The organism is Phocaeicola dorei (assembly GCF_013009555.1).
GTDB lineage: Bacteria > Bacteroidota > Bacteroidia > Bacteroidales > Bacteroidaceae > Phocaeicola > Phocaeicola dorei.
The window spans coordinates 1,458,893-1,475,742 of the sequence record NZ_CP046176.1 but is presented as its reverse complement, the minus strand read 5'-3'; the positions used below and the strand labels follow the sequence as shown (position 1 = coordinate 1,475,742).

Annotated in this window: 28 protein-coding genes; 15 read left to right on the top strand and 13 right to left on the bottom strand. The window is 47.4% G+C overall.

The window, feature by feature from the left end; all coding sequences use genetic code 11:
* Positions 1-21 precede the first annotated feature (21 nt).
* Positions 22-207: a hypothetical protein gene (locus GKD17_RS05945; protein WP_005816330.1), complete on the bottom strand. Its 186-nt coding sequence runs from the start codon at positions 205-207 to the stop codon at positions 22-24.
* A gap of 36 nt (positions 208-243) precedes the next feature.
* On the opposite strand from GKD17_RS05945, the gene GKD17_RS05940 reads away from it, so the two are divergent.
* Positions 244-630 (top strand): single-stranded DNA-binding protein, encoded by a 387-nt coding sequence (locus GKD17_RS05940; RefSeq protein WP_004319910.1) that lies wholly within the window; start codon positions 244-246, stop codon positions 628-630.
* Positions 631-985: 355 nt separating this feature from the next.
* On the opposite strand, the gene GKD17_RS05935 is transcribed toward GKD17_RS05940, so the two are convergent.
* Positions 986-1,300, bottom strand: a complete 315-nt coding sequence (locus tag GKD17_RS05935; protein WP_224204806.1) for a hypothetical protein — start codon at positions 1,298-1,300, stop codon at positions 986-988.
* Between the two features lie 993 nt (positions 1,301-2,293).
* Here GKD17_RS05935 and GKD17_RS05930 point away from each other — a divergent pair.
* The 6 genes from GKD17_RS05930 to GKD17_RS05905 all read left to right on the top strand — a co-directional run bounded on the left by GKD17_RS05930 (position 2,294) and on the right by GKD17_RS05905 (position 5,020).
* Positions 2,294-2,737 (top strand): PI-PLC domain-containing protein, encoded by a 444-nt coding sequence (locus tag GKD17_RS05930; RefSeq protein WP_224204807.1) that lies wholly within the window; start codon positions 2,294-2,296, stop codon positions 2,735-2,737.
* Complete coding sequence (locus GKD17_RS05925) at positions 2,725-2,976, top strand: hypothetical protein (RefSeq protein ID WP_007837480.1); 252 nt, start codon at positions 2,725-2,727, stop codon at positions 2,974-2,976. The genes GKD17_RS05930 and GKD17_RS05925 overlap by 13 nt, the downstream gene beginning before the upstream one ends.
* Positions 2,977-3,023: 47 nt before the next feature.
* Entirely contained in the window at positions 3,024-3,380 is a 357-nt protein-coding gene (locus GKD17_RS05920; RefSeq protein ID WP_007837478.1) for a helix-turn-helix domain-containing protein, read from the top strand.
* A 53-nt stretch (positions 3,381-3,433) separates the two neighbouring features.
* Positions 3,434-3,859: a single-stranded DNA-binding protein gene (locus GKD17_RS05915; protein WP_005816321.1), complete on the top strand. Its 426-nt coding sequence runs from the start codon at positions 3,434-3,436 to the stop codon at positions 3,857-3,859.
* A 119-nt stretch (positions 3,860-3,978) separates the two neighbouring features.
* Positions 3,979-4,734, top strand: a complete 756-nt coding sequence (locus tag GKD17_RS05910) for a ParA family protein (RefSeq protein WP_005816319.1) — start codon at positions 3,979-3,981, stop codon at positions 4,732-4,734.
* A gap of 7 nt (positions 4,735-4,741) precedes the next feature.
* Entirely contained in the window at positions 4,742-5,020 is a 279-nt protein-coding gene (locus GKD17_RS05905) for a plasmid partition protein ParG (RefSeq protein WP_005816317.1), read from the top strand.
* A 306-nt stretch (positions 5,021-5,326) separates the two neighbouring features.
* Here GKD17_RS05905 and GKD17_RS05900 read toward each other — a convergent pair whose 3' ends face one another.
* Positions 5,327-5,578, bottom strand: coding sequence for a hypothetical protein (locus GKD17_RS05900; protein WP_225494525.1), 252 nt, complete (start codon positions 5,576-5,578; stop codon positions 5,327-5,329).
* On the opposite strand from GKD17_RS05900, the gene GKD17_RS05895 reads away from it, so the two are divergent.
* A complete protein-coding gene (locus tag GKD17_RS05895) occupies positions 5,572-6,138 on the top strand; it encodes a hypothetical protein (RefSeq protein WP_005816315.1) in 567 nt (188 codons plus the stop codon). The genes GKD17_RS05900 and GKD17_RS05895 overlap by 7 nt on opposite strands.
* A gap of 3 nt (positions 6,139-6,141) precedes the next feature.
* A complete protein-coding gene (locus GKD17_RS05890; RefSeq protein ID WP_005816313.1) occupies positions 6,142-6,633 on the top strand; it encodes an SLOG family protein in 492 nt (163 codons plus the stop codon).
* Positions 6,634-6,933: 300 nt separating this feature from the next.
* Here GKD17_RS05890 and GKD17_RS05885 read toward each other — a convergent pair whose 3' ends face one another.
* From GKD17_RS05885 to GKD17_RS05840, 10 genes are all read right to left on the bottom strand, one after another.
* Positions 6,934-7,113 (bottom strand): transcriptional regulator, encoded by a 180-nt coding sequence (locus tag GKD17_RS05885; RefSeq protein ID WP_005816310.1) that lies wholly within the window; start codon positions 7,111-7,113, stop codon positions 6,934-6,936.
* A gap of 24 nt (positions 7,114-7,137) precedes the next feature.
* Positions 7,138-7,374 (bottom strand): hypothetical protein, encoded by a 237-nt coding sequence (locus GKD17_RS05880; protein ID WP_005816304.1) that lies wholly within the window; start codon positions 7,372-7,374, stop codon positions 7,138-7,140.
* A gap of 9 nt (positions 7,375-7,383) precedes the next feature.
* Positions 7,384-7,590 carry a hypothetical protein gene (locus GKD17_RS05875; protein ID WP_005816302.1) on the bottom strand — a complete coding sequence of 69 codons (207 nt, stop codon included), beginning with the start codon at positions 7,588-7,590 and terminating at the stop codon, positions 7,384-7,386.
* A complete protein-coding gene (locus GKD17_RS05870; RefSeq protein WP_005816300.1) occupies positions 7,587-8,024 on the bottom strand; it encodes a DUF4186 domain-containing protein in 438 nt (145 codons plus the stop codon). Before GKD17_RS05870 ends, GKD17_RS05875 begins: the two co-directional genes overlap by 4 nt.
* Before the next feature lie 183 nt (positions 8,025-8,207).
* Positions 8,208-8,453 carry a hypothetical protein gene (locus GKD17_RS05865; protein ID WP_005816298.1) on the bottom strand — a complete coding sequence of 82 codons (246 nt, stop codon included), beginning with the start codon at positions 8,451-8,453 and terminating at the stop codon, positions 8,208-8,210.
* Between the two features lie 14 nt (positions 8,454-8,467).
* Positions 8,468-9,013: a DUF6155 family protein gene (locus GKD17_RS05860; protein ID WP_005816296.1), complete on the bottom strand. Its 546-nt coding sequence runs from the start codon at positions 9,011-9,013 to the stop codon at positions 8,468-8,470.
* Positions 9,014-9,053: 40 nt separating this feature from the next.
* Entirely contained in the window at positions 9,054-9,353 is a 300-nt protein-coding gene (gene trxA, locus GKD17_RS05855) for a thioredoxin (protein ID WP_005816294.1), read from the bottom strand.
* Between the two features lie 194 nt (positions 9,354-9,547).
* The gene (locus GKD17_RS05850) at positions 9,548-10,084 is read right to left on the bottom strand and encodes a hypothetical protein (protein WP_005816292.1); all 537 of its coding nucleotides are present in this window, start codon (positions 10,082-10,084) and stop codon (positions 9,548-9,550) included.
* 3 nt (positions 10,085-10,087) lie between these two features.
* Positions 10,088-10,771, bottom strand: coding sequence for a DUF3800 domain-containing protein (locus GKD17_RS05845; RefSeq protein ID WP_005816290.1), 684 nt, complete (start codon positions 10,769-10,771; stop codon positions 10,088-10,090).
* Between the two features lie 16 nt (positions 10,772-10,787).
* Entirely contained in the window at positions 10,788-11,411 is a 624-nt protein-coding gene (locus tag GKD17_RS05840; protein WP_005816288.1) for a recombinase family protein, read from the bottom strand.
* A gap of 254 nt (positions 11,412-11,665) precedes the next feature.
* Here GKD17_RS05840 and GKD17_RS05835 point away from each other — a divergent pair, with 254 nt between their 5' ends.
* From GKD17_RS05835 to mobV, 6 genes are all read left to right on the top strand, one after another.
* Positions 11,666-12,778: a hypothetical protein gene (locus GKD17_RS05835; protein ID WP_005816286.1), complete on the top strand. Its 1,113-nt coding sequence runs from the start codon at positions 11,666-11,668 to the stop codon at positions 12,776-12,778.
* Positions 12,779-12,802: 24 nt separating this feature from the next.
* Positions 12,803-13,249 (top strand): hypothetical protein, encoded by a 447-nt coding sequence (locus tag GKD17_RS05830; protein WP_004319947.1) that lies wholly within the window; start codon positions 12,803-12,805, stop codon positions 13,247-13,249.
* A 78-nt stretch (positions 13,250-13,327) separates the two neighbouring features.
* On the top strand, positions 13,328-13,741 hold the full coding sequence (locus GKD17_RS05825) for a hypothetical protein (RefSeq protein WP_005816283.1): 414 nt from the start codon (positions 13,328-13,330) through the stop codon (positions 13,739-13,741).
* A 73-nt stretch (positions 13,742-13,814) separates the two neighbouring features.
* Entirely contained in the window at positions 13,815-14,225 is a 411-nt protein-coding gene (locus GKD17_RS05820) for a hypothetical protein (protein WP_008766906.1), read from the top strand.
* 79 nt (positions 14,226-14,304) lie between these two features.
* Positions 14,305-15,189: a hypothetical protein gene (locus GKD17_RS05815; RefSeq protein ID WP_005816280.1), complete on the top strand. Its 885-nt coding sequence runs from the start codon at positions 14,305-14,307 to the stop codon at positions 15,187-15,189.
* Between the two features lie 208 nt (positions 15,190-15,397).
* A complete protein-coding gene (gene mobV / locus GKD17_RS05810) occupies positions 15,398-16,849 on the top strand; it encodes a MobV family relaxase (protein ID WP_005816278.1) in 1,452 nt (483 codons plus the stop codon).
* Position 16,850: the final 1 nt, after the last annotated feature.

The window sequence follows — 16,850 nt, the reverse complement described above, 5'->3', positions numbered from 1 at the left end:
CTATTTGAAAGCCACTTATTTTTACCATGCAAAGGTAGCGTGATGCTGCGAAGGACTTCCTCCTTCTTGTGTGGCCGCTATCGCTGTGACCAATAAAATAGTGCGTAATCTTCCTTTTTCTCCCTTACCGCCAACGACAAAAAGAGTATTGCGAACGATTTTCATGGTGCTTCCCACATGGTGCCACATCCCTGCTTTTGAATGCATGTAAAAATTAAGTTTCACTTTTAAATTCAATTCAAAATGAAAAAGATCGAGAACAACTTCACAGTTTCAGGTTTCGTAGGTAAGGATGCAGAAATCCGTCAGTTCGCAAACGCCAGCGTAGCACGCTTCTCATTGGCAGTAGGCCGTCAGGAGAAGAACGGCGAGGAAACCAACCGCGTATCGGCTTTCATGAATATGGAGGCATGGCGCAAGAACGAGCACACCGAATCATTCGACAAGCTCACCAAGGGCACGTTGCTCACCGTCGAGGGTTTCTTCAAGCCAGAGGAGTGGACAGACAAGGATGGCGTGAAGCACTCCAGAATCATCATGGTTGCAACCAAGTTCTACGAGTGTCCCGACAAGGAGGAGACTCCTGCGGAAGAGCCGGCCAAGCCAGCAACCAAGAAAGGCAAGAAATAGCCTTTCCTCTCCATAACAAGGCGACCTTCGGGTCGCTTTTGTTTTGCTCAGGGACATCAATCTGCTGTTATAGCGTGTGATAATCTTCTCTAATAACAACCATGTGCATTTATTAACCATAACGGCAACGCCGTCTTCCTTTATTCTAACCACTTCGTCCCTCACCATTTGCGAAACGTCACCAAGATGGTTGGCATACAGATATTCCCGGCTGATGGCGACAAAGTCGCTATTAGCCAAGAAAGACAGTATGCCAAGGTCTGAACGCGAGAGGACTGCCATCTATGCCACAAGATGCCGAAGCCGAGGCTTCTGATAATTGTGTCCTTTACTGGCTATCCACTCGCCTTGATATTCAGACCGTCAATCTTGCGACAGCTTCACTACCCACCCACACCTGCTTTACTATTCTTCTTCTCTTTGACTGCAAAATATTTTCTGTTATAAGCGGTGGTTTCGTCCAAGTGCGTTGTATCGCTTCGCCCCACACCTTCAGAACGGCATTACTGTACGGACACCGCACGAATCCCATGTGACAGGCAGCCAACAATGTCACTATCAGAAACTGACACTTCTGATAACTGCCTTTATTGCTGTCTGGCTGTCCCATTATCGGGCTTCGGCAATGTCCGTGTAATGCCATTCTGCCCACCCATACCACCTTTACCACTAATCAACTGTTTTACAATTTCTCTTCTGCTATACAAGAGGCAGTTCTTGTCCACTCAGGCATATTGAATGTGGCAGACATGTCTGCTACGTCCAATCTGCCTCAGTGTCCTGCGGCAAGGACAAGGCACATTTGTCATGCTGACAGGAGTGCCCGATTTGTCCGTTGCGCAACTGTCTCTTCTTGCCTGATATACGTTACTATCTACTTCTAAATTATACTGCTTTGCCCCACGCCTTTGCGAAGCGTTACATGGTCTGTCGTCATACAGACATCCTTGGCTGATGGCAACACGTTGCTATTAGCCAAAGCTGACAGTATGCCGAAGTACCGACGCGAGAGAATTGTCTGTCCGTGCTACAAGCTATCAAGGCTGAAGCTTTGATGACTTGCATCCCGGTCAGCCAACACACTCGCTTTATGTCGGTACAGCAGACCTGCAAACACTTCACTGCCCACCCTTACTGTTTCAATCTTTCTTCTTACCTCTTTATATATAACACATCATTCCTCTTGCAGCCAATATCAATAATCTTCTTCCAATCAGCGCAGTGGTAGGCATATTTCCTGCAAAGTTAGCCGCGTCTGAGACAATCGTCAAATTCTGCTTGAGGTCTTGTGACTGTGAACAATCTTCCTTTTCCTCGGAAAAGAGTATTCTTCACACATAATTTGTCTTTATGTCTTTTCTTGCGGCTTGTGGGAGCAGAAAATATCCCTCCACAGGCTGAAAGGTCTCGAAAGGAGGGAAGAGAAAGAAACGGTTAAGCGAACGCAGAGGGAATTTATTCACTATGCTGAGCGTAAGTTTCTTCAACGTAGTTAAACAAGTCCAGCGACATGGGCGACAAACTTATTTGTATCACTAAAAATAGAAAGGCAATGAAGATTATCATCCTGCATGATGCTGACGCACGCATCGAGTATCTTGACGTAGCCGACCACCTTCTCGGCTCAGACATCGAGGAGTTCCTCACCAGACAGGGCTTCTCAGTGAACAACATCACATGGCTTGTCACATCGGCAGACCATATCCCAGTGGTTTACCACAAGTATGACATCGACTGCAAGACCGGCGAGGCAACCCACACCAAACGAGAGGCAGAACTGCAAGACCTCACTATCCACGGACAACTCCAGGCATTGCAGCACCGGGAGCAGGACGAGCTGAAAGCGGCTCTTCGCAAGTACGGCACGGAGGTGGACGGAGGCTTTGAGGTGCATTTCGAGGGAGAGCAGCCCATCGTGGCAGGTTATCTCTTTGACGAGCCTCGTGACATCGTCATAGACGCAGCACGTTTGGATGCCGACGGAAACTTGTCGCTTCTTGGAGAGGACAAGGAAGTGAGGGATGGACAATACGACATAGAGCCAAGCGACATATTTGGCGGTCAGTTGGACTATGTCACGTCGAGTATAGGTGCATGGATGAAGTAGGAGCATGTATGACCCAGTGCATCGTATATGACGAGACGACCAAGGAGAGCGAGACCTTTTGCTCATTGACCGCAGCCAAGAAGTGGATGCGAGAGCGCATCAAACAGAAGCATGAGGTAAGCGGACAGAAGTACAGAGTCTATTCCGACGGAGAGTTTGTTAATTGCGGCTCTATCAGTCTCACAGGCAGCAACAAGTCTTTTGTCGCCAATACAAGGCAGACGAAGAAAGGATATTAATAACAAGGTAACGGCAAGCCTAACCAACTTGCCACACATATATTGATATGGAAAAGCAAATATTGAGTTTTAATGACTTGCCATCAGCATTGTCATTAGTAATAAACAAGCTGGAGATTTTAGAAGAAAAGTTTTCCACACTAATGACTCAAATTCAGCCCGATAAGGGATTGGAATGGCTTAGTGTTTCCGAATTGAGTGAGTATCTCCCTACCCATCCAGTTGAACACACAATCTATTGTTGGACAAGCAATAAACAAATACCATTCCATAAGAAGGGGAAACGTATCATGTTCCTCAAATCTGAAATTGATGAGTGGATGCAAGATAACAAGAGTAGGTCACGAGCAGAAATTATGAATGAAGCAATAGCTTATGTTCAATCAACAAGAAAAGTCATTTAAATAACAAGGTAACGGCAAGTCTAACCAACTTGCCACTATAACATTTTCACATTATGATTTACACTCACACTATCGGACGCATCGGAGCAAAGGATTGCCGCGTCATCACAGGTACACACGGAACATTCATGGCTGTTGACATCGCAGTGGACGACTACAGTAAGGGCAAGCAAATCACCACTTGGGTAAGGGTGAAGAGCAGCAAGGAGAACCATATCCGTTTGGCTGAATACCTCACCAAGGGTCGTATGGTGCTTGTGGAAGGCACACTGACTTCTTCCATTTGGACAGACCGCAACGGAGAGAACCACATACAGCATAGCATCATAGCTGACTCCATCGCCTTTGTCAATGCAGGGAAGAAGGATGCAACCGACACACCTGCAACAAAGGCACGCAAGGCAGCCAAGGCAGAGGGCGAGGCTCCCGTACCGCCAGCCGATGCACCGCAGGACAAGAGCGAAGACCTTCCCTTCTGAGGGTAGTATCAACTGAGAGTAGTACGTACTAATCGTAGTAAATCCGCTTTTACTATGGTTAGTATGTACTATCAGTAGTAGAATAGTAAAGTAGTATTCACTAATAGTAGTATCATGTTATGACACAGATAATTGCAGTATTAAATCACAAGGGTGGTGTAGGGAAAAGTACGACCGCAGTAAGCCTTGCGGCAGCTCTGCAACTGAGTAAGAAGAACGTCTTGGCTATTGACATGGATGGACAAGCCAACCTCACGGAAGCCTTGGGATTGTCCATCGAGGAAGAACAGACAGTCTATGGCGCAATGTGTGGACAGTACACCTTGCCGTTGGTCAAGTTGCACAACGGCATCACCGTCTCACCCTCATGCCTTGACCTGTCTGCGGCTGAGTTAGAGCTTATCAGCGAGCCGGGACGGGAGCTTATCTTGAAGGGACTTATCACCAAAGCCATCGCCAAAGAGCATTTCGACTACATCATCATCGACTGTCCACCGTCATTGGGCTTGCTGACCTTGAATGCCCTCACCGCAGCCGACTACATCATCATCCCTGTTCAAGCGCAATACCTTGCCATGAGAGGTATGGCAAAGTTGATGGACATCATCCGCATCGTTCAGGAGCGGCTCAACTCCAACCTTAAAGTGGGCGGCATCGTCATCACCCAGTTCGATCGCCGCAAGACGTTGAACCGAAGCGTGAGGGAAATCGTCAATGACAGTTTTCACGAGAAGGTTTTCAAGACCGTCATCCGTGATAATGTGGCTTTGGCAGAAGCACCCATCAACGGCAAGACTATCTTTGAGTATAATCCCAAATCCAATGGTGCCAGTGATTATATGTCTTTGGCAAAAGAAGTGTTAAACTTAAAATAGCATAGCCATGAGCAAGAGCAGTATGTTGAAAGAGGGAATGAAAGGCGGTCTCAACGGACTCCTTTCTTCCACAAAGAAGCCGAGTAAGGAGCAGATAGTCACAGAAACTACACCAGCACCACCTGTGTCTGTTTCTGAGACTACCGAAGTGCCGGTGCATTGCAATTTCCTTATCAACAAGAGCATCCACACGAGGATGAAGTACCTCGCCATCAAGAAAGGGATGTCCTTGCGTGATATTGTCAATGAGGCAATGACAGAATACCTAAAGCGGCATGACACATGAGTGCCGCGCGGTATCATCGCCGAACAGACGATGATACCGCTATCTCTTCTATAAACAGACTTTACTATCCGTAGTATGGTAGTAAAAACTATTCGACTATTATACTATTCGTAGTCGATACTACTTTTAGAAAATACTATCCAACTCATTTTTAGGGCAATAGTTTTCTCTGCTTGTAGGACTGTCTCCATGCTGATAAAAGGCAATGTCGTTCCCTATTACAAGATTTTCTCTTTTTCCCTCATATCAACTATCGTCCTTCCCCATATACAGCTTCGCCCCACGCCATCCCGCCCGTTTCCTCTTTTACATAACAGATTTCTTTTCGCCTGCCTTGCCGCTGCGGATATTGTTTTGCAAAGGTAATGCTGGCGATTGTTCAAACACCAAATCGTCCATTGCATTTGACCGAAAAATCTTCCTCTGCGTGCAGAGCGTATTTTTCGCTCCCGATTTGGCTTTTTGATCGCCATCACTCTTGGAAAGCAAAAAATATCCCTTGGGCAGGCAGGAAAAGCCTCCGAAATAAGGGAAGAAAAAACATAAGAGCAATGGCACACAAGAATGACTATCAAATCCAAAAGCAGTTAGACAAGCCTCAGACTTGGTTCTGCAAATACTATCCCGCACGCATCCGCAATGTGGGTGAGAAGGAGATTGCCGACAGACAATTAGTGTTTGACTTCAAGGACGGAAGAGCCTACGAGGAAGTGGCGCAGCGCACCGCAGAGAATATGCTGACACTCTACGGCAAGGGTTGCGTGAACATCGTCTTCGCCCCCGTTCCAGCATCCACAAGCGAGAGCAACGAACTCCGCTACAAGGCTTTCTGCCACAGGGTGTGTGAATTGACAGGAGCGGAAAACGGCTACGAGCACGTGAGGGTATGCGGAGAGCGTAAGACCATCCACGATAACCGCAAGAACGAGGATGAAGTCCGCAAGGCGAATGTCGTTGAGTTTGATGAGCCGTTCTTCGACAACAAAATGGTGTTGGTCTTTGACGATGTGATAACCAAGGGTCTCAGCTATGCCAAGTATGCCAACCAACTCGAAAGGCTCGGGGCATGTGTTATTGGCGGTATGTTCCTCGCACGCACACATTATAAAGTAAGGTAAAGTATGACAAAGTACGACAAGGCAGTGTCCGTATGCTTCAGCGGACACCGCAGCGTACCTTTCGCCAAGCGGAGGGAGTTGAAGCAATGTCTCAAATCGGAGATAGCCAAGGCGTATGCCGACGGCTACCGGTATTTCTATTGTGGCATGGCAATGGGATTTGACCTGCTGGCGGCAGAAGCCGCCCTTTCGTTGCAATGCGAGTTGAAGGACTTGCAGGTGATAGCCGTTGTGCCGTTCCGTGGTCAGTCTGACCGGTGGAGCAAGGAAGAGCAAGCCAAGTATGATGCCATCCTGCGCATCGTGGATGACGTGGTCGTATTGAGCGAGCAATACTACAATGGCTGCCTTCTGAGGCGCAACGACTATATGGTCAACCGCAGTTCACGTCTCATAGCCTACTTCGATGGCAATCCCAAGGGCGGCACGTTCTACACCGTCAGAGAAGCCAAGAGGCAGGGATTGGACATAGTGAATCTTCATAATAGTGTATAACCCATAAAACAGAAAATGCTTATGGACGATATTGTTGCAATCATCGTTTGCTACTTCGTGTTCGGAGCTTTGGGCAATGTGCTCAGAGCTTTGTTCGGCGGAGAGAGACGAAACGACTTCCGCCGTGACCGCTAAGCGTCTTTAAACCAAGATACGCTGACAGCCATACGTCTGCACCTTACCCCAAAAAGATGCAGCGGATAATTGTGTCCGTAGGCAAGGATATTCAGATTCCTCACCTTAACATTTTGATAAAAATAAAGATACTGCTGCCTATATTTCAAGACAGCAGTATAAACCTTACTCTGCAGGTGCCCATTTGCAACGCACAGGAGAGACGATTGCACCCTCTGCTTTCAGCTGCTTCATGGCTGCATCTACCTCTTTGCGGTCGAGACCGCTGAGTTCTGCGATTTTACCTGCGTTGAGAGGCTGACCAGCCTCTTTCATTGTTGCCAATACTTTTTCTTTTGCGTCCATTGTTTTGATGATTTGATGTTTTGTTTATAATCTTGTTATTAACTCTTGTATTTTGTCTTCCCTTATAATCTTCGGTTGTGCCTTACCTGCCAGAACGAGAATTTTCTTCCCGTTTCTGTAGATGTGCAGCTGTCTGCTTCGTACCACTGCTGTCAAGGTCTCATCATCCTGCATGGCTTGCCATATAGGATAATACACACCTTCTGGTTCAAACAACTTCTTCTGAAGGTGTGAGCACATGTTGGTTGTATCTATTGTCATATCGTTACGTCATATCATTAACATGATTCTGCCAGCTTCTTTTGTGAACATTTCAGGGAAACGGCAGATTGTTGCATACACCTGCTTGCTTGTCACAGGCTGACCGTCCTTTCTCAGGTGCAGCCTATGACGATTGATGGCATCGGCAATCTGGTCGGTTGTCATGCCGCCATTTCGCTTTACCATCACATATACTATGGCTTCTTCTATCTTCATCCTTTATTCATCTGTTTTTCAATCCATGCCATCAATACGGCAACAGCATATTCCTGTTCTTCCTTGGTCAGTGCCCTGCCTGCTGAGATGTGATGCCACTTGAAGAAGCATCCCCGGCAACAACAGCCAGTGGCATGTTGAGCCAGGAAAACAGGATGCCCACGCATGGGAGTCTGCTTGCCGTCGTTCGGTATGACAGCCGGAGCAAGTCTTTTTGCCACAAAGTCCTCTGCGTGTTTTCGTATCGTCGGCAATCCCTTTTCCATTACATACTCCCTGTCTTGCTTGGACAGATGGAACCGGCTGCGAAAATCAGACTTTGCCAATCTCTCAAAGAGATTCGTCAGGTCATACTCTTTCTTATCACCAGGAACGCTTTCTTGCGGCTCTTCCTCTTGGAACAACGATGGATATATGTATTTCTGTGACATCATTATCTGTTGCTTCTGATTTCTAATGTTATATCCATATATGACCGCTTGCCGTCTATATAGTCTGCATAGAGTATTTCTTCGCTTCTGCCTTTCAGAATATGGCACTTACCGCACAGCTCACAGTTGTGCAGACATCTCCATTCATTCAGAACGTAATCCAAACGTTCCTCTCGTGTAGATGATTCAATAGAGGGTGTGCTCATAATCAGTGTCTCCCACAGCGTGGTCAATCAGTGCCTGAAACTCTTCTTCCGTATAGTCTTCTTCCCAACCATACGTTACGTCCTTTATGCCCAAAGTAAACCCTAATGCCTCAGAATAGGATATGCCAATTTCAGCTGCAAGGTCTCTTGCCGCTTGAAAAATCTGCTCTTCTTTGCTTAAGGGCAGTTGTTTCGCTTTCTTATGTTTTTTCTTTGGTTTCCCCATTTGAGTATATTCGTTTAATAATCAGCGTTGATGGGCATCTTGAAATTCCTGTATTTCTTTCGGAGTTCCTCATTTTGCGCCTTCATTTCCTCATACATATCATTCAGTGCGTCAGGAAATCCCCATCCACAAGGGCTTGCCCAACGAAGGCATTGCTTGATTCGGGAATCATACTTGTCCCAAAGGTCATAAAGCACGATGTGGCGCAATGTCTTGTCGAAATTACTCTCAACAGAATCATAGAATTGCTCCCACATGTCTCCATAGTCATAAGTGAACTGACAGGCATTCTCCATATAGAACACCATCAATTCTGCGACTGAATCTTCCGAAGGCTTCAGTTTCTTGAAGTCGGACAATGCCTTGCGGCACACTGAGAAGCGTGTCTTTGGCTCTCTGTTTCTGCTCGGATAGAACTCTTCCCGTATGATGTGCTTATACTCTTCCAGCTTCTGGCCCTCATTCGGCTCTGCATAGAAGTCAAGATATTCCTTTGCCTCTTTCCGTGCAGAATAAAGTTCCAATACCATTTTTATTATTTCACTCTTGTCCATGGACATGAGGACAGACTTTAATTTAGATTTTGACATTTCTGCTCTTTTATCTTAAAAACGGGTCAATCGTTGCCAGCAACTCTGATTTCTGCATCACACCGCTCGTCCTCCACAACACTTCGCCGCGTCTGAACAGCATCAATGTGGGCACAGACTGTATGCCATACTGACTTGCAGTCACCCCATACTTGTCCACATCTACCTTGATGATGCGGATTCTGTCACCCAACACTTCCTTCACCTGCTCAAGGATGGGGTGCATCATCTTGCATGGCTGGCACCAGGTGGCGAAGAAATCGACCAAGACAAGTTGGTCACTTGATATAACGTCTTTGAATGTTTCCATTACGATTTTCTGTAAAATTATGCTATTTTCTTTCCTGTTATCTTACAATACTGCCCTGCAAATGTTAAAATCGAGAAGAATTCAATGAAAAACCTTCGTTATTTCAAAGAATATTCGTACCTTTGCAGCGCTCATCTATAGATAGAAGGAGTTTCGAGACCCGGTTGCCTTTGATGCAATTCGGGTCTTGCGTTTTATAGTGGTGTCTGCAATCTCTTTTTCATCTTCTTTTCCAAAGCCTTTAGTCCATACTCTTTGTTAAGATGGTATGCTGTCAACAGATAGAATCCGTTGCTACGTTGTTGTTCCAAGACAATAACATACTTTTCCACTTTATCATAGATGTATGTTTTCTTGACCTTACGCTTTTTGCCGTCCCTCTCTTCTATGGTAAATACATCCAGATTGTCTGGTGTCAATTCTCTCACATGGTGATTTATCCAATGAAGCCTTTGTGAACGAGCCATCTCGAATACTCGCTTTGGATAAGTCGTACCGTCTTCGTTCTCAACCATGATTTCTTCACAGGTAAGATGCTTGAACAATCTTGCCATGTCAATCTCGCCATCTGTCTTTATAGGATAGATGCGCCACCCTCTGAATGAGAATTGACAGTTATCTTCTATATCACGCTTGAATATTGCATGAAGATCATGCTCTCTTTCTCGTTCACTGAGATATGCCAGTTCCAGCAGCTCAGGGTATTTCTTGATAATATTCAAACTGCTCATTGGCTATTTCAGTGCGATAAAAAACAAATTAAACTTCTTTCTAAATTTGGGAGTTGTGGTGTTGAGACTGATATTACTGTGTTTTTTTATCTTTTCAATCAGCTTCATTTTGGCTCTCACCCTTCCTTCAACTTCTCCCTTTTCATATCTAAGGTTGTAGTTGATGGCTCCCATTAGAACATCTGCCAATTGGATGAAGACACTTTCGTGTGAACGTATAAACTGAAACCTGCCAATGGAAGAGTTGTATTCCATTATTTTTCTGAGCCTCTCCAGCTTATCGCTACTGCATGTGTCCTTGATATCCATATATATGTTATATGTATAATCCATGTCCATCTTGTGATGCAGCAATTGGTAGTACATGCGAAAGTAGAAATCATTAAACGTATAGTCTTCTCGTTTCTCGTCAATCTGACTCTTGTCAACAACCACAGCCCTAAATTCCATGTCATTCATAAAGAACCAGTCTATAAGCTCTGCATAGACTTTATACGTGGCCTCGTGGACATTTGTCCATTTCAGCTCATCACTATAGCCGTGCTTCTTCTTAATATCTTTTATGGCATCTTTTGCCATGCGGATTTGTGTGTATGCTATACTTGTACATCCCAAAAGCATGTAGGGATGACCGTCATGCACCATGTGGGTGCTTTCATCACAGTAGATGTTGAATGTCTTATTCATTGTATCTGTTTTTTGTTTATTCTTTATTCCTTTTCTTCAGCGGTCCACTATGAGGTCCACGGTTCAGCGTCACACCATGCTTGTTGAGTATGCGGAACACGGAACTTCGGCTTGTGAAGCCGCTGATGGCAAAGATGTCATCTATGCTGTGCCCCTCGTTGTACATGTTCACGATATTCTTCTCACGCTCCAGTTTCGACAGTGCCCTTTCCGACTTCTTGGGCGGCCGGATATTCTGTTGCAGATGGATGATGTGTGCCGATGCCTTGCGCAGCACGGCACACTCCTCAGAGAGTGACCCGAACATACGGATGACCTGTGAGGGCTTGGTGTCGGGGAAAAGTTCGTCAAACGTATCGATGCGGTCTTGGATGGAGATGATGCGAACCACCTTCACACGGCAGTATTCTATGAATGTAGCCAGTTCACGGGTGCCACGCAGTGCGTTACTGAACCTCGACACCACCAGCTCGTCGCCGCGCTCCAGACTCGATATGAGCTGCTTCCACATCGGGCGCAGCCTCTCGTGTTCGGACAGTTCCTCTATCACCTGAACACAGCCGTATTGCTGCATCCAAGCCTTGTCTTCTGCATACTCTTCGCCATTGGTGGCGATAAAGATGTAACCTACTTTTGCCATACTGTTGTACGCTATTAAATGAAATCAAGTGCAAAGGTACACTATTTTTCCGAGAAACAATCATACTTGAACGAAAAATCATACTTAAACACGATAATTTGCCATTTTCTTTTCACTTGATTTCATTGAAAATCATACTCGCAAGTATGATACACAAATAAGATTAAACTTACTGTCATTCTTGCAAATATATCGCTGAAACGCATTAACTTTGCACCGTCAATTTCAAAATCAGACTCAAAATAATGACAACAATGAAATATGAAACCCAACTTTTCGGAGGACAAACCAACCTCCATTGCATGAAGCAAATATTGCATAATGCAAAATCAAACTCGCATGGCTGTATCAGACTTGCCATTTGTATTGCCACTGCGTTTGCCGTAGTCATGCTGACAGCATGTTCAGACGGAAACGGCACGAAGTCGTTCCATTCGAGCGATGAAGCCATCAGAGAGTATCATGGCTTTCTGACCACTCTTCGACAGAACGGCAAGGTCTCAATTCAGACATTAGTTAAGATTGTCAACGAATGGCGCGTGTTGGACGATTCCGTGACATCGTGCATCTCACGTGACACTGTCAGGAAAGCCCACTCATACCCGTTCACGGTATATCATGAGTTGAACGACTCCATCCACATCGAGCTGTGCCGTATGGCGATGTCTAAGCAACGCACCTTTCACGACCTGCTCTATCTCAGAGAACAGACCTCTTCCCATGTTGGTGATGAGGAACTACAGCAAGCCGTGAAGGAAGCACAGCCATTCTTCGCTTCCTTGGATAGCCTGCCTATATATAATAAAGGTGGTAAACAGGCGGTACTGAAGCGTTACCTGCTGTTCCTGCAAAAATCCGCCAAGCAAGGCATTCACGGCAAGGAAGACCTGCTCGCTTTCATCAAGGAAGAGCATTTGTATTTCAAATCCTTCCTGCAATACCTGCCGGATTTTGCTGACGATGACATCGGTGACATCAGACGAAACACCGAACACTGCTGTCGGGAGATACTCCGTGCCGCCGACCGCAAGGATTTGTCCCACAAGGATGCAATGATATACCTCTCCATGCGCACCAACCACCGTCTGCTGCGCAACGCACAAGCGGCTATCGAGGATCTGAATAGTGGCAGGGTAAAGGACGAGCACACCATGCACGCCTACCTCCTGATGATGATGCAGCCGTTCATGACGATGGATGACCTTTCCGTGAGCGTGCTCTCCGACAAGGACAAGGCAGACCTCTACAAAATAGCCGATGCGCTCCCCAAGGAGATGGACGGTCTGGCCAAGAAACTGCACCTCGACAAGCAACGCCTGTCGGATATGCCCATGCTCATGATGAAGATTTATGTCACAAGATTATAAACACCCCAAACAGAGAATACGATTATGTTAGAACAGTTTTGCGATGATTTCCTTGCCGTCGTGCCTTTGCAGTTGCCAGAACTGCTGGACAAGCGCAAGATGGAGAAGCCTGTCAAGTATGACGATTACGTGCTTCTTACTTTCCAGTTGAACACCCCTTTCACGATAGAGGAGGTGATGGATATGCTCGAAGACGAGATGGAAATGATAATCCTCTATCACCACATTCCAAGCCGTCATACGGAGTTCGGACACAGCTGCTGTGCCTATTCCAACCCTTCTTTCGGACGGATGTTCAAGGTCAACGGCTCCACAGATGAGCGTGGCATGGTCAGCCAGATAAAAGTGACCATCTATGACTCGCTGGAGCACATGTCGGCAGATGTATGCCTCGACCTCAGTCTGCATTGCAAGAACGGGTTCTTCAAATACATGAAGCCCAAGGAGGAAGTCCTGCTCGACTTCATTTGAAAGTTACATTTGCCAGATGACAGTCCTGTTCTACCGCAACAACGCTCCATTCTGTTGTCCACAACAAAGGCCAAAGTCATGCCACAAGCTCCCGACCATCTGATGAAGGAAACGCTTTACATGAAGATTATCCATCTTCTCGACCGTCACCGCACATGGCTGGAGATTGAGAGCATCGCCACTGTCCGCAACCACACGATAGTCAGGAACGGCAGAATGACCGACATCCTCAGCCGTGTGCTTGTGGTCAAGGCCATCCACCATCATTTCCCCTACACGAGAGGGCAAGTGTGGCAGATAGCCGAGTACGACTTGGAACAGGCTATCAAGAGCCTTCGGACAACCGACGGAGCTTTCCGTCAGAGAATAATCAAGGGAGAACTGACACTGGAGGATGTGGAGCGTATCATATCCACTGCCACACACGGTGTCGTCCAGCCCGACCTGAGTCCACTTCCATTATTCACATGCTATACATATTATGACAAGTAAGATACTGTTTCTCATCCTGATGTCAGCGTTCTTCTTTGTGACGATGATTCTGCACAGAAGCCGCAGACAGTTTATGACACGGTTCTATCTGCGCATGACCGCGCTTGTGACAGCAAGGAAGCTCTACCGGTTGATGCTGCTCATCCTGCTGTACGTGTTCCACTTCCTCTACCTCTGTGTACACTATAACGACATAGGCGTAGTGGCTTCCACCATAGCGTTTGCCATATTCTTTGTCTTTATGGATGTGGAGAGGTGGCTACAGCGTCTGCACGAGGAGCGGACACCCTTCTGCATCGCCGCGTTGGCGGCAGTGGTGTTTGTCTTCACTCCTCATCTGTTCACGCTTGCTGTCACCATCTCCTTTGTCCTTCTGGCATCACTGTTCTATCCCTCGCGCATAGTCATATCGCTGTGGAAGAACAAGGCTGACCGCAAGATGCTCCTCGAAGACACAGAAATGCTCATCATATACTACTATTAAGTATCACCTGTATCATGCCGTTCCTTTTGTATAATGGAGCTGGCGACAAACAACAGTATTCACCAAACAGATTATTGAAATGAAGAAACAGAAACATAGAACGAGTTCCGGCAAGATGTCTGAACGGATGTCCCTGTTGGAGTTCTTGAAAGAGAGGTCCGGGATAAGGCTGTCGAAGCTCGAAGCCTACCTTGACCTTGTAGACAAGGCTTCTGTACAGTACATCCCCAAGGATCTGTGCAAGCAGGAGTTCAGCCTGTCCAACGGGCAGTTTGTAATCACCATTACCGAACTGGCAGGATGCTGGCATTGGCACCGCGCCACTGTCCGCACCTTCATCGAGCAGTTGGAGAAGATGAACCAGATTTCCGTCACCCGTCTCACGAAGAGCCAAATCATCACCATCCCGATGTTGGCTGAGACACCTGCCGTTTCTCCGATTGACGCAGCCTTGGATGTGTTCCGCCAGAAGATGTGTACCGCATTGGACGAATGGCGAAGCGGCAAGATGTCCGCATCGGCTTGCGCCTCGGAATGTGAACAACTCTACGAAGATGCAACAGAGGAAGTAGCCATTATCTTGCAGAAAGCCGACAATGGCAATTCAATTGGCAAGGTGCCATGCGGAAGAAACATTCCCGAATCTGTAGGACACGCCTTTTGTATGACTGCACTCACAGCTGTCTGCGAAGCCACCTTCCATCAGGTGCTTTCGCAGGAAACAGATAACGCCCTCGTTACCTCCCTTCTTCCCTTCTTTTACAAAGACCTGGGAGGAGACTGGCTCTCATTCATCGAGGCGGCAAAGGCAATATCAGAATTGGCATTGGATGGCAGCTCACCAGCCTTGCATCAGGAAAGCGCAGCCATCAAGTCACAGTTTCAGTCACTCTGCCGACCGTTCCTTGCCATTGTAGCCAACCAAGAGGGCTCCTGTCCATCAAAAGGCTGTATTAACCTCTAATAATCACCGTACAACGCTTCTTCTTTTCTACTGGCACAGTGTTTACACGTCTGCCATTGCTGTAAAATAATCGGGCTTGCCCGTTGGTCGGAAATGAGGGAATTTGGGTAGCCTAATACCCCTCTTGGTCTCCGACCATCGGGAGGCTGTCCTTACAAGCAGCAAGCTGGAGACAGGAGAGTTGTACACACATAAAAGGAAATAGGTTATGGCAACACCAAAACAGGTTATGGATTTCCGACCATCTAAGGGAATCACCACAGCACAGAGCAACGAGCACCAACGCCGTTGGACGGAAAAGGGTTGGGGATCCGCTGAATCAACAGGCAACTACGACCGCAGCCGTGAGCGGCTCAACTTCGAGGTTCGGGGCGGCAAGGTTTGTCCTATAGACAAGAGCCGAAGCATCCCGGAGCGCATGGCAGACATCCTGCGGAGCCGTGGAATCAAAGACCCCAACGAGGGACTGGCAGAGCCACGCTTCCGCACAGTGGTCAATTTCATCTTCGGAGGCTCACGAGAACGTATGACAGAATTGGCATTCGGTGACCAGAAGGTGAATCTCACTCACGGAGCGGACAATTCGCATCTAACCCGATGCAAGGACATTGAGGAATGGGCAAAGGATGTTTACCGCTTTGTTGCGGACAAATACGGTGAGGAGAACATCGTCGCTTTCATCTTACACTTGGACGAAACCAATCCGCACGTTCACTGCACCCTCTTGCCAATCAAGGACGGCAAGTTTGCATACAAACAGATATTCGCCGGAAAGGACAAGTACGAGTTTTCTGCCAGGATGAAAGCCCTGCACAGCGAATTTGCCGATGTCAACAAGCGTTGGGGCATGGAGCGCGGAACTTCCGTCTCAGAGACGGGAGCACGCCACCGCACCACCGAAGAATACCGCCGCCAGCTGTCAGAACAGTGCACCACCATTGAGCAGTCCGTCGCCACCCATCAGCGGACACTCGCCTCGCTCCAATCGGACATCCGTCTGGCAGAGCGGAGAGTAAAAGGACTCACCTCAATGGTCAACAACCTCTTGCAGGAGAAGGCTGAGAAGGAGGCGGCACTTGCTGAATTGCATCGGCAGATTCTTGCAGGTCACGACAATCCTGATGCTCTCCGTCAGCAAGTCCAAGAGCTGGAGCAGGAACTGTCCGCTATCCAGTCGAAACTGGACGACAAGCAGGAGAAGCTCTCAGAGGCTGACCGCAAGCTCGATGCCCTGCGTGAGGAGATGACCGCCATGAAGGAGCGCACGGAGGAGTTGCGGCAGGAGGCACACAGATATTCCGATACTATCCGACAAGGTGCGGACACCGTTCTCAGAAATGCCCTTCTCGAAAACATGGTCAGCGAGTTCTCCGAACGTGTGGCACGGCTTTCCAATGAGGGCAAGGACGTGTTTGACGGTTCCCTGCTTCAGGCCTTTGCGGAGAATGGAACGGAGGTGATGTACTGTGCCACGCTTCTATTCCTCGGCTACGTCGATGATGCCACCACCTTTGCCGAAGGTCATGGCGGTGGCGGCAGTTCGTCCGACCTCAAATGGGGACGTGACGATGACGAGGATGAACGCGCTTGGGCACGCCGTTGCATGATGAAAGCTGCACGCATGATGCGCCCCTCTTCCGGCAAAAGGAAGAAACGATAAG

What these genes read in the sequence shown, in the direction of transcription:
- GKD17_RS05945 (WP_005816330.1), bottom strand. Translation starts at nt 207, where the DNA reads ATGCATTCAAAAGCAGGGATGTGGCACCATGTGGGAAGCACCATGAAA.
- GKD17_RS05940 (WP_004319910.1), top strand. Translation starts at nt 244, where the DNA reads ATGAAAAAGATCGAGAACAACTTCACAGTTTCAGGTTTCGTAGGTAAG.
- GKD17_RS05925 (WP_007837480.1), top strand. Translation starts at nt 2,725, where the DNA reads ATGGATGAAGTAGGAGCATGTATGACCCAGTGCATCGTATATGACGAG.
- GKD17_RS05920 (WP_007837478.1), top strand. Translation starts at nt 3,024, where the DNA reads ATGGAAAAGCAAATATTGAGTTTTAATGACTTGCCATCAGCATTGTCA.
- GKD17_RS05915 (WP_005816321.1), top strand. Translation starts at nt 3,434, where the DNA reads ATGATTTACACTCACACTATCGGACGCATCGGAGCAAAGGATTGCCGC.
- GKD17_RS05910 (WP_005816319.1), top strand. Translation starts at nt 3,979, where the DNA reads ATGACACAGATAATTGCAGTATTAAATCACAAGGGTGGTGTAGGGAAA.
- GKD17_RS05905 (WP_005816317.1), top strand. Translation starts at nt 4,742, where the DNA reads ATGAGCAAGAGCAGTATGTTGAAAGAGGGAATGAAAGGCGGTCTCAAC.
- GKD17_RS05895 (WP_005816315.1), top strand. Translation starts at nt 5,572, where the DNA reads ATGGCACACAAGAATGACTATCAAATCCAAAAGCAGTTAGACAAGCCT.
- GKD17_RS05890 (WP_005816313.1), top strand. Translation starts at nt 6,142, where the DNA reads ATGACAAAGTACGACAAGGCAGTGTCCGTATGCTTCAGCGGACACCGC.
- GKD17_RS05885 (WP_005816310.1), bottom strand. Translation starts at nt 7,113, where the DNA reads ATGGACGCAAAAGAAAAAGTATTGGCAACAATGAAAGAGGCTGGTCAG.
- GKD17_RS05880 (WP_005816304.1), bottom strand. Translation starts at nt 7,374, where the DNA reads ATGACAATAGATACAACCAACATGTGCTCACACCTTCAGAAGAAGTTG.
- GKD17_RS05875 (WP_005816302.1), bottom strand. Translation starts at nt 7,590, where the DNA reads ATGAAGATAGAAGAAGCCATAGTATATGTGATGGTAAAGCGAAATGGC.
- GKD17_RS05870 (WP_005816300.1), bottom strand. Translation starts at nt 8,024, where the DNA reads ATGATGTCACAGAAATACATATATCCATCGTTGTTCCAAGAGGAAGAG.
- GKD17_RS05865 (WP_005816298.1), bottom strand. Translation starts at nt 8,453, where the DNA reads ATGGGGAAACCAAAGAAAAAACATAAGAAAGCGAAACAACTGCCCTTA.
- GKD17_RS05860 (WP_005816296.1), bottom strand. Translation starts at nt 9,013, where the DNA reads ATGTCCATGGACAAGAGTGAAATAATAAAAATGGTATTGGAACTTTAT.
- trxA (WP_005816294.1), bottom strand. Translation starts at nt 9,353, where the DNA reads ATGGAAACATTCAAAGACGTTATATCAAGTGACCAACTTGTCTTGGTC.
- GKD17_RS05850 (WP_005816292.1), bottom strand. Translation starts at nt 10,084, where the DNA reads ATGAGCAGTTTGAATATTATCAAGAAATACCCTGAGCTGCTGGAACTG.
- GKD17_RS05845 (WP_005816290.1), bottom strand. Translation starts at nt 10,771, where the DNA reads ATGAATAAGACATTCAACATCTACTGTGATGAAAGCACCCACATGGTG.
- GKD17_RS05840 (WP_005816288.1), bottom strand. Translation starts at nt 11,411, where the DNA reads ATGGCAAAAGTAGGTTACATCTTTATCGCCACCAATGGCGAAGAGTAT.
- GKD17_RS05835 (WP_005816286.1), top strand. Translation starts at nt 11,666, where the DNA reads ATGAAATATGAAACCCAACTTTTCGGAGGACAAACCAACCTCCATTGC.
- GKD17_RS05830 (WP_004319947.1), top strand. Translation starts at nt 12,803, where the DNA reads ATGTTAGAACAGTTTTGCGATGATTTCCTTGCCGTCGTGCCTTTGCAG.
- GKD17_RS05825 (WP_005816283.1), top strand. Translation starts at nt 13,328, where the DNA reads ATGCCACAAGCTCCCGACCATCTGATGAAGGAAACGCTTTACATGAAG.
- GKD17_RS05820 (WP_008766906.1), top strand. Translation starts at nt 13,815, where the DNA reads ATGACACGGTTCTATCTGCGCATGACCGCGCTTGTGACAGCAAGGAAG.
- GKD17_RS05815 (WP_005816280.1), top strand. Translation starts at nt 14,305, where the DNA reads ATGAAGAAACAGAAACATAGAACGAGTTCCGGCAAGATGTCTGAACGG.
- mobV (WP_005816278.1), top strand. Translation starts at nt 15,398, where the DNA reads ATGGCAACACCAAAACAGGTTATGGATTTCCGACCATCTAAGGGAATC.